Here is a 10,153-nt window from a genome sequence, read left to right on the forward strand (position 1 = left end):
GAAGTGGGGAAGTGGGGAAGTGGCGAGAATAAAAGAGTTCGACTGATAACTGATAACTGATAACTGATAACTGAATTATGCCTAGTTCTCGCTCTAGTGATAAAATCTCTTTACCCTGGATAATTGGTATCGGCATCGCTTTATTTACTGCTGGTGGGGCCACTGCTTGGTTTGCCGTCCATCACCTATCTTCCCCCCAGAAAACTAGCGAAAACCCGATTGAATCTCCTACTCCGGCGCCGATAAGTCAATCACCAATTGTGGAACCGGTTTCTCCCGGTCTGGTGAAGACAAGTCCGACAGCAACTCCTGCGGCTATTCCTGTTAGGGAAACTCGACAGGTTTATTGGTTAAAAGTGACCGATACGGGTAATCAATTAGTCAGCCAAGAAATTACCGTTCAAAAAGCCGATAGCCGCGAGGAAGAGTTAACAGCAGTATTGAAGATTCTATTAACCGGTCCAAGTAATTCTCAGGATATGACTACTATTCCCCCTGGGACTAAATTACTTGATTTAAAAGTAGATAAAACGGGAATTAAGATTAATCTCTCGCGGGAGTTTGGCAATGATGATGGTCCTGATATGTTAATCGGTCGTTTGGCACAAATCATCTATACTACTACTACCGAGGATCCCAATGCCAAAGTCTGGATTCAAGTGGAAGGAAAACCCCTAGAATTATTAGGAGAAGGCCACGGTCTTGAAGTTGCCCAACCGATGACTCGTAAGTTTTTTAAGGAGAATTATCAATTGTAATTTGTCCGCGCATTTCAATTGTTGGTTGCGATAGCAAATTGAAGTTAACTAGGGGGATTACTGGGGGGATAGGGAAAAAGAATTGGATAGGGAATTTTAATTCCTTCTTGCTGATAGCGTCGGTGTAGGAGTTTAATAAATTCGTGTTTAATGGTGAGATGTTGAAAAAATTCTTCTTCTACCACCTTGAGATAAACTGTTAGCACAATGCTATAGTAATCGAATTTTTGATAAAGTATCAAGGGTTGATAGTTACCGAGGTGAGGTTGCAATAACTGGGCGATTTCTTGCATAACTTCTAGGGTAACTTTTTCGACTTTTTCTAAGTCACTATCGTAACTAATGCCCACTTCCACGGGAATCAGTAGGGAGTGATCTGGTAAACTATAGTTACGGAAACTAGAAGAAATGATCTGAGCATTGGGAATAACCAAAAGATTATTGGTAATTTCTTCGACCACTGTGCATCTTAAATCCACATCTCGCACATAACCAGCTTCTCCCGTTCTCAGTTCAATATAATCTCCCGGTCTAACTTTTTTAGAAGTGATAATATTAATACCTGACATTAAATTAGCTAGGGTATTTTGGAGAGCTAAACCGAGGGAAACACCCCCAATACCAAAGGCAGTAAGCATCGGAGTTATCGAAATGCCAATCGAGCTTAAAATCAGCAAAAAACCGCAGCTAAAAATCAGAACTTTGGCGAGAAATTCAAATAGGGAAGTTAGGGAAGAAATGCCATCATCTCCCGTGGTATAAAATCGTAATATTTCCACAGATAATTGAGCAATAACCCAAGTAGCCGAAGCTAAAAAAGCCACTAGCAGCAATTTTTGGCTCAGGAGAATCAGGGAGGGAAAGAGGGGAAGATTGGGAAGAGAGAGGGCAATATTTAACCCCAAAAGTCCGAACCAAAGTATGCTTAATCCACGAAGGGAACGTAAAACCCCTTCCGAGAAACGCAGGTTTTTTTCTCTGGCAATCGATAAAAGTTGACTGACAACGCGCTTTTCTACGAGCCATCCCAACAGCAGGAAACTGAGGAGAATGGTGATAGGTAGGATAATATAGGGCCAATCTTCCAGTCTGGTTAATAGGTTCATTGCTAGAGGGTTAGAAAAAGATGCACTTTTGTCTTATATTATTCTCCATTTGCCTATCTCTAGCAGCGGCGGTGGAATTTTCGGGCAAAAAGTTGCAAAATGTAAAGAGAAACTCATCTTTCCTTCGGCGGCCTTCGTGAATAGTCAGTTAGTTAAACCAAAATTCGGGCTTTATCGATTCTTAATGGTTATAATCGTGGTTTTTTTGCTGATTAGCACCTTTTTAATCACCTTTCATCTGGCTAAGATGTCGGATCCCTACATTAAAGAGGTGTTATCCCGACAAGGTAATGTCAGTCGCGGTTACGAAATCTTTCAAATTAACTGTGCTGCTTGTCACGGTCAGTTTGCTGATGGCATCGTCGGACCAAGTTTAGAGGACGTTTCCCATCGCAAATCGAGAATTAGTCTGATTGAACAGGTAATTAGTGGTAAAACCCCGCCAATGCCCAAATTTCAGCCCGCTCCTCAAGCTATGGCCGATTTATTGGTTTATTTAGAAAATCTTTCAAAAAACTGACTCTTGGCTAACGTTGATGATGAGCTAGGACTCGTTGAGACTGGGTAGAGAGTGGGAAATGGGGGAATTTCAACTAAAACCCTAACACCCCCCGCAACGGCTCGACTGAGCATCGCCGAACGTCGCGCACGCAGTGACCACCCCAAAACCCAACCCCTGACCGATTGATAAATTTTACTTATATAGAAAAATTTTGCTTATATTTCGGTACGCTAGTAGAGACACTTAACGATAAATACTTATGTCTTGGCATTCCCAAGTTGAACCGGCAATTATTCAAGGAGATTTCTGGCAAGTTAGCCAGTTTTATCAAGAATTAATAGAAAAGGAACCCTTAGAAATTAGTCATTATTGGTATTTAGGATTAGCCTATCTTTTGGAAGCTAGGGAAGAAGAAGCACAAACCACATGGTTATTCGTCCTCAGTCAAGGAGATGAACAGGAGGTGATGCTGTGGACAGTAGATTTAGTCAATATTTTGGATGGGGAAGCGTGCAGACAATTAGAGTTAGGCAATTTAGAAACCAGTTGGTTAATTCGAGGACATATTCGCGAGATTAGTCCCGATAATGTTGATAATTTACTGCGGTTTATTTTATTGGCAATTAATTTAAATTATTTCGAGAAAGAGCAGTTAAAAGCTTGGTTATTTGTTGATGTTTTAAAAACAAATAATTGCCAGAATCTAGAGTTAAGTTTATTAGAGGAAGTTCTCGAAAAATTTATTGATTCTCAGATACCAGAAACCGTCCCTTACTTAGAGGCAATATTTCAATCTAACTGTCAGCGACAAACTTTTATCAAAGTAGTAGAAGCTAAAGTAACTTCTCTAGCCATGAATAATAAACCATTGGCTATTGATATTATTAATACTTGTTTAGCAGTGGAACCAGAGCAAATTTATCTGTTAGCTGAACTTTATCAATGTTATTTTGATAATCGAGATTTTGCTGCTGCTATGCAAGTAGCTAGTCAATTAAAAACAAGTTGTCAAGGGTTGCCTTCTCAAGCTGTCGCTGATTTTATTGCTCTTTATGTCAAATTATTTAGTGGTAATTGGGTCGATATTAAGGCAGATGTTGAAGAATATACAGAATCCTTGCAAAAAAGTATCGCTAATCGAGAATGTCCAAGATTATTGGATAAAGCATCCCTAACAATTTTATCCCCTCTAACTTACCTAGAAGATAACCCAAGAAAAAACCGTTACATTAGTAATTGTGTTGGTCAACTTTTTCAGGAATATGTTCGCAATAATTCTAACTGTAATTATCAGCAAAAATCGACTATTAAAGATACCAATAAAGTTCTTAAAATTGGCTATATTGCCCATACTTTATATAATCATTCTATCGGATTAATCTCTAGATGGTTAATGAAGTATCATGACTATAATGATTTTCATGTCTCTTTATACCTAGTATCTCAAAAGGAAGACCTTATCACTGAAAATTGTTTTAAAAATAAGGTAAATGCTTGCTATAACTTACCAATTAAGCCTCGAATGATTGCTGAAAAAATTAGTCAAGATAATATTGATATTTTGGTGGATTTAGATAGCATCACTAATAACACAACTTGCCAAGTCATGGCACTAAAACCCGCACCAATACAAGTGACTTGGTTAGGTTTTGATGCGTCAGGAATTCCTGCAATTGATTACTATCTTGCTGATAATTACGTTTTACCAGCAGATGCACAGGAATACTACCGAGAAAAAATTTGGCGCTTACCTAATTCCTATATCTGTGTGGATGGTGTCGAGGTTGCTTCCCCCTCTCTCCGAAGGGATGATTTAGGGATTCCAGAGGATGCAATTAATTACTTAACTGTACAAACTGGGGTTAAACGTAACCCTGAAACTATTCGACTTCAGCTACAAGTTTTAAAGGCAGTTCCTAATAGTTATTTGAGTATTCAAGGGTTAAGTGACGCTAAATCGGTGGAAAAATTATTTTTCAAAGTTGCCGAGGAAGAAGGAATTAATTATGAGAGATTAAAAATCTTCCCCCTCTATCCTACAGGAATTTATCGAGCAAATTTAAGGATAGCTGATGTGGTTTTAGATACCTATCCTTTTACGGGAGGAATGACAACTTTAGATGTGCTGTGGATGGGGATTCCTTTAGTTACAAAAGTTGGCCAACAATGGTCATCGAGAAATAGTTATACTTTAATGGTTAATGCGGGAATTAGTGAGGGTATTGCTTGGAGTGATGAGGAGTATATCAATTGGGGAATTAAGTTAGGTAAGGATGAACAATTGAGACGCAAAGTTATCGCTAAATTAGATGAATCTAGAAAAACTTCACCGATTTGGAATGCACGTCAGTTTACTAAAAATGTGGAAAGTGCCTATCGTCAAATGTGGCAAATCTATTGTGAAAGTTAATCAGGGAGAATTAAATCATGTCTTGGCAAAATGAAGTTAAAACCGCTTTAGAAAACAATCAATACGATATTGTTAGTCAGTTTTACGAAGAACTGATAGAAAGAGAAACCACAGAAATTAGTTATTATTGGTATTTAGGATTATCCTATCTTTTGCAGGCAAAAGAAGAAGAAGCACAAGCTACTTGGTTATTTGTGTTCACTCAAGGAGATGAACAGGAAACCGAGTCATGGCTGCTAGAATTAAGCAATATTTTAACTACCGAAGCTAACCGACAATTAGAGTTAGAAAATCTAGAAATCAGTTGGTTAATTCGTAAACATCTACAGGAAATTAATCCCAGTTATCTCGATAATTTACTGCATTTAACCCTGATTGAAATCAAATTAAATAGATTTGATCCTCAACAACTGCAAGAATGGCAAATACTAGAATTAATTACCCAGGGTTCAGTTAACTCTCAATTATTGGAACGGGTAGTAATTGCCGTCATACCTTACGCTCATGAATATACCATAGAATTAGTTCGGTTAAGTTTACCCTATCTTGGCAATTCTCCAGAATTACTTAATCACGTCATCACTGTCACCCGACACTTTGCTTTTGAGAAATATGAACCTATTTATTCCGTTGACTTAGCTGAAGCTTTTCTTCCCCTTTATGCAGAAAATTGGTACTTAGCAGTTAATTTATTTTGGTTTTATGTTGCTGTACCTGACTATGAAAAAGCAATAAGTTTAGTCAATAAGTTGAAAGAAAAAAGTCAAACAATTGATTTAAAAATGTTTAGTCAATCACTCCTCTTTAGCGGTTCTTTACGAGCCTCAAAATGGAATGACATTCCTAGTATTTGTCAAGAGTATAAACACTTAATTCAAGAATTTATAAAAGAAAATACTAAAGATATACATCCCTTAGTTCGGGGAGCTTTACTAACAGTTATGAACCCGATTTCTTACTATGAAGATAACCCGAAAGAGAATCGACCGCTTTTAAGTCAGATTGGCAGTTTTTTTCAAGAAACTTACAAAGAAATGCTTGGTTTTAAAGAGGAAAGTTTTGATAAACCTAGAGAATATAATCCTGATAAAAAACTTAAAATTGGTTACATTGCCCAAACCTTAAAACGTCATCCCGTCGGTTTGTTGAGTCGTTGGACTATTAATTATCACAATCGTGAACAGTTTGATATTCACCTTTATATGGTGAATCAATCTGTGGATGAAATAACGAAACAATGGTTTTCTAATCCCGCAGATAAAATCTATCACGCTACTGCTGATTCCCTGGCAACCTACCGCAAAATTAAAGAAGATAACATCGATATTCTTGTGGACTTAGATAGTGGTACTGGACCAATGGTTGTCCAAGTTATTGCCTTAAAATCTGCTCCTATTCAAGTTAACTGGTTAGGTTTTGATGGTTCCGGTTTACCAGCAGTAGATTATCTTTTAGCGGATCCTTATGTATTGCCAGAAAATGCCCAAGAATATTATCAAGAAAAAATCTGGCGTTTACCTAATGCTTTTGTCGCTGTGGATGGTTTTGAAATAGCCGTTCCTACCCTACGAAGAGAAGATTTAGGTATTAATAACGATGCGGTTATTTACCTAAGTTCTCAAACTGCAATTAAGCGTAATCCTGCGATGATTCGCTTACAAATGCAAATCATTAAATCTGTACCCAATAGTTATTTCCTGATTCAAGGAGTTGCTGATGATAATTCCCTCTGGGATTTATTCTGTCAAATTGCCGCAGAAGTTGGGGTAGAAACTAATCGAATTAAGATGCTTCCTCTCTATCAGACGGAAATCTACAGGGCAAATTTAGCCATCGCTGATGTGGTTTTGGACACCTATCCCTTTAACGGTGGTACAACCACCTTAGAAACCCTCTGGATAGGAATTCCTCTGGTGGTTAAAGTGGGGCAACAATGGTCATCACGCAACGGTTATACTTTAATGATGAATGCGGGAATAACTGAGGGTATAGCTTGGAGTGATGAAGAATATGTGCAGTGGGGAATTAAGTTAGGATTAGATAAAAATTTAAGGGAAGAAGTCCGTTGGAAACTCCGACAGTCTCGTCATACATCTCCCCTCTGGAATGCCAAACAATTTACCAGAGATTTAGAAACTGCTTATCAACAAATATGGAATATTTATTGTCAATCTTAAAGGATAAAAACTATGCAATGGCATCAAGACATACAAACCCATTTAAACAACAATAATTATCAACTGGTGGTGCAGTTTTATGAACAATTAATTGACAACAATTCTCTGGTAATTGAGGATTATTTTTATCTAGGATTATCCTATCTTTTACAAGATAGAGAAGAAGACGCACAAGCTACTTGGTTACTGGTGTTGAGTCAAGCAGCCGAATCAGAATTATCGGGGTGGATAGAAACTTTAACTCAAATCTTAGATGCAGAGGCAACCAGACAAGAAAATTCCCAAAGACTAGAGACAAGTTATCTAATTCGATTGCATCTACAAAACCTTAATCCTAGTTTTTTAAATAATCTCCTGCATCTGATGGAATTAGAAATACAATTCCAAATATTTGCGATGGACAAGTGCAATGATTGGTGTGTATTTGAACTGTTAGATAATACAGCTACAGCAGCAATTAATCTTGATTTACTGATGCGAGTGACAGAAAAAGTTTTAATCTACCCCTGTACTGATACCATCTACTTTTTAGAATTAGCAGCCTTACATATCAATAATCCAGAAATAATTGCAGCCAAAGTTATCTCAGCAATTGTCAATTATGGTTATCAACAAAAGCAAAGTGTATTTGCTATTAATTTAGTAGAACTTTGTTTGCGCTTTCTTCCAGAGGATTTATACCTACAAAATAGCTTATTTAATCTTTATAAAACCACCACTGGTGACTATAAAAAAGCTCTAGAAATTGCCGATAATTTTTATAAAAGTTGCCAGACAACTACTGAAAAGCTCTTGGGAATTTCTCTAGTTATTGGTATTTTACAGGCTAAGGGAGACTGGGGAAATTTACCTAAATTTATCCATGAATTAATACAACTAATCGAGCGACAAATTCATGCCAAACAATTTAATGCACCTCCCTTTATTATCGACTCTATTTTAGGAGTGACTAGCTGTCTTCCCTACTATCAAGATAATCCGAAAATCAATCGCTATTTACAAAGTAAATTAGCAGAAATTTTTCAAGCAGATGTAAGAACCCGCTATAACTATATTGCTCCTGTTTCTTCTCCAAAATCTCCAGCAAGAAAAATAAAAATTGGTTATATTGCCCATACTCTCCGTCGTCATTCTGTGGGTTGGTTAAGTCGCTGGTTATTTCACTATCATAATCGAGATAAATTTGAAATTTACACCTATTTTGTCAACCAAGCAGCGGATGAAATTACTGAAAAATGGTTTATAAATAACTCGGATTATAGCTATAACTTACCAGCAAAAATTGAACAAATAACTGCACAAATTCGTCAAGACAACTTAGATATTTTAGTGGATCTTGATAGCTTAACTAATAATACAACTTATCTAGTAATGGCATTAAAACCCGCACCGATACAGGTAACTTGGTTAGGATTAGATGCGTCGGGAATCCCTGCTATTGATTATTTTATTGCCGATAACTACGTTTTACCCAAAAATGCTCAAGAAATTTATTCAGAACAAATTATCCGACTTCCTAACTCTTATTTATCTGTAGATGGTTTTGAAGTGGGTGTTCCCACTAGGAGAAGAACTGATTTAAATATTCCCGATGTTGCTATTATTTATCTAACCGTGCAATCGGGATTAAAACGCACCTTAAACATGATTTATCTGCAATTGCAGATTCTCCAACAGGTTCCTAATAGCTATCTTTTAATCAAAGGTTTTGCCGACAAAGAAACCATTCGAGAATTATTTCTCAAAAGTGCTGACGAATTGGGAATTAGTCAAGATAGATTAAGATTTTTGCCCAATGATTTCCATGAGGAAACCCATCGCGCTAATCTAGGAATTGCTGATATAGTTCTCGATACCTATCCCTATAATGGTGCTACCACAACCCTAGAAACCCTCTGGATGGGGATTCCTTTAGTCACTAGGGTTGGTGAACAATTTGCAGCCCGCAATAGCTATACTTTTATGAAAAATGCTGGCATTAGTCAAGGTATAGCTTGGAGTGATGAGGAATATGTGCAGTGGGGAATTAAGTTAGGATTGGATAAAAATTTGAGGGAAGAAGTCCGTTATCAATTACGTCAATCTCGTCATATATCTACCCTCTGGAATGCCCAAAAATTTACCCTAGATATGGAAAAAGCCTACGAACAAATTTGGCAAAATCATCACGATGATTAGGTGATTTATAAGTTAACAAATTTATCGGTAGCCTCAATTAAAGCACTACGAATTCCCACTTCTGTCATCGAATGTCCCGCATCGGGAACAATGATAAATTCCGCTTCCGGCCAAGCTTGATGTAATTCCCAAGCAGAAATCATCGGACAAACAATGTCATAACGTCCCTGCACGATAACCGCAGGAATATGACGAATTTTATCAACATTTTCGATCAGTTGGTTATCCGTCTCTAAAAAACCCTTATTGACAAAATAATGGCATTCAATCCGCGCAAAAGCTTCGGCAAAATTATCCTGACCGAATCTCTCGATTAAATTGTCCGCGGGAATTAATTTGCTGGTACTTCCCTCCCAAATTGACCAAGCTTTGGCAGCTTCTAGACGGATTTGGGGGTTATCGCTAGTCAGGCGCCGATAATAAGCGGCCAGCAAATCTCCCCTTTCTTCCGGGGGAATAGGTGCTAAATAATTCTGCCAAATATCGGGAAAAATATAACTGGTTCCCTCTTGATAAAACCATTTTAATTCTTTTTCTCGCAGTAGAAAAATTCCGCGCAAAATTAAGCCTAAACAGCGTTCAGGATGGGTTTGACTGTAGGCTAAAGATAGGGTACTTCCCCAACTACCACCAAAAACTACCCAGCGATCAATTTTTAATAATTCTCGTAGTTTTTCCATATCTGCCACTAACAGCCAAGTGTTATTTTCTCTTAACTCAGCGTGGGGGGTACTTTTACCGCAACCCCGTTGATCAAAAAGGACAATTCTCCATTTCTGTGGATCGAAATACTGACGATAAATCCCTTCAATACCACCGCCGGGCCCGCCATGGAGAAATACTACCGGTTTACCCTGGGGATTGCCCACTTCTTCATAATAAATTGTGTGGAGAGCCGATACTTTTAAGTAACCAGTACCATAGGGATCGATCGCCGGATATAATTCTCTAGTCATATTTACAGTCTTTCTCATCAAGATGAAGTCTAACCTAATTTGCCATCTCCCCACACCCCACACCCC

7 protein-coding genes are annotated in these 10,153 nt (G+C 37.8%); 5 read left to right on the forward strand and 2 right to left on the reverse strand.

All coding sequences use genetic code 11. From position 1 onward, the window contains the following. The first annotated feature begins 77 nt into the window (after nucleotides 1-77). Entirely contained in the window at nucleotides 78-758 is a 681-nt protein-coding gene (locus IQ234_RS17765) for a GerMN domain-containing protein (RefSeq protein ID WP_193958050.1), read from the forward strand. Between the two features lie 44 nt (nucleotides 759-802). Here IQ234_RS17765 and IQ234_RS17770 read toward each other — a convergent pair whose 3' ends face one another. Continuing rightward, nucleotides 803-1,864, reverse strand: a complete 1,062-nt coding sequence (locus tag IQ234_RS17770) for a mechanosensitive ion channel family protein (RefSeq protein WP_193958051.1) — start codon at nucleotides 1,862-1,864, stop codon at nucleotides 803-805. Nucleotides 1,865-1,892: 28 nt separating this feature from the next. Here IQ234_RS17770 and IQ234_RS17775 point away from each other — a divergent pair, with 28 nt between their 5' ends. The 4 genes from IQ234_RS17775 (at nucleotide 1,893) to IQ234_RS17790 (ending at nucleotide 9,131) form a co-directional block, all read left to right on the forward strand. Beyond that, complete coding sequence (locus IQ234_RS17775; protein ID WP_193958052.1) at nucleotides 1,893-2,384, forward strand: c-type cytochrome; 492 nt, start codon at nucleotides 1,893-1,895, stop codon at nucleotides 2,382-2,384. A 241-nt stretch (nucleotides 2,385-2,625) separates the two neighbouring features. Further along, a complete protein-coding gene (locus tag IQ234_RS17780; RefSeq protein WP_193958053.1) occupies nucleotides 2,626-4,776 on the forward strand; it encodes an O-linked N-acetylglucosamine transferase, SPINDLY family protein in 2,151 nt (716 codons plus the stop codon). A 17-nt stretch (nucleotides 4,777-4,793) separates the two neighbouring features. Next, a complete protein-coding gene (locus IQ234_RS17785) occupies nucleotides 4,794-6,953 on the forward strand; it encodes an O-linked N-acetylglucosamine transferase, SPINDLY family protein (RefSeq protein WP_193958054.1) in 2,160 nt (719 codons plus the stop codon). A gap of 12 nt (nucleotides 6,954-6,965) precedes the next feature. Next, nucleotides 6,966-9,131, forward strand: a complete 2,166-nt coding sequence (locus tag IQ234_RS17790) for an O-linked N-acetylglucosamine transferase, SPINDLY family protein (RefSeq protein WP_193958055.1) — start codon at nucleotides 6,966-6,968, stop codon at nucleotides 9,129-9,131. Nucleotides 9,132-9,136: 5 nt separating this feature from the next. Here the strand turns inward: IQ234_RS17790 and pip are convergent, their stop codons facing one another. After that, the gene (gene pip, locus IQ234_RS17795) at nucleotides 9,137-10,087 is read right to left on the reverse strand and encodes a prolyl aminopeptidase (protein WP_110580193.1); all 951 of its coding nucleotides are present in this window, start codon (nucleotides 10,085-10,087) and stop codon (nucleotides 9,137-9,139) included. Nucleotides 10,088-10,153: the final 66 nt, after the last annotated feature.

The sequence above is a fragment of the Microcystis aeruginosa LEGE 91341 genome (genome assembly GCF_015206885.1).
Lineage (GTDB): Bacteria > Cyanobacteriota > Cyanobacteriia > Cyanobacteriales > Microcystaceae > Microcystis > Microcystis aeruginosa_H.

What these genes read in the sequence shown, in the direction of transcription:
- IQ234_RS17765 (WP_193958050.1), top strand. Translation starts at nt 78, where the DNA reads ATGCCTAGTTCTCGCTCTAGTGATAAAATCTCTTTACCCTGGATAATT.
- IQ234_RS17790 (WP_193958055.1), top strand. Translation starts at nt 6,966, where the DNA reads ATGCAATGGCATCAAGACATACAAACCCATTTAAACAACAATAATTAT.
- IQ234_RS17785 (WP_193958054.1), top strand. Translation starts at nt 4,794, where the DNA reads ATGTCTTGGCAAAATGAAGTTAAAACCGCTTTAGAAAACAATCAATAC.
- IQ234_RS17770 (WP_193958051.1), bottom strand. Translation starts at nt 1,864, where the DNA reads ATGAACCTATTAACCAGACTGGAAGATTGGCCCTATATTATCCTACCT.
- IQ234_RS17780 (WP_193958053.1), top strand. Translation starts at nt 2,626, where the DNA reads ATGTCTTGGCATTCCCAAGTTGAACCGGCAATTATTCAAGGAGATTTC.
- pip (WP_110580193.1), bottom strand. Translation starts at nt 10,087, where the DNA reads ATGACTAGAGAATTATATCCGGCGATCGATCCCTATGGTACTGGTTAC.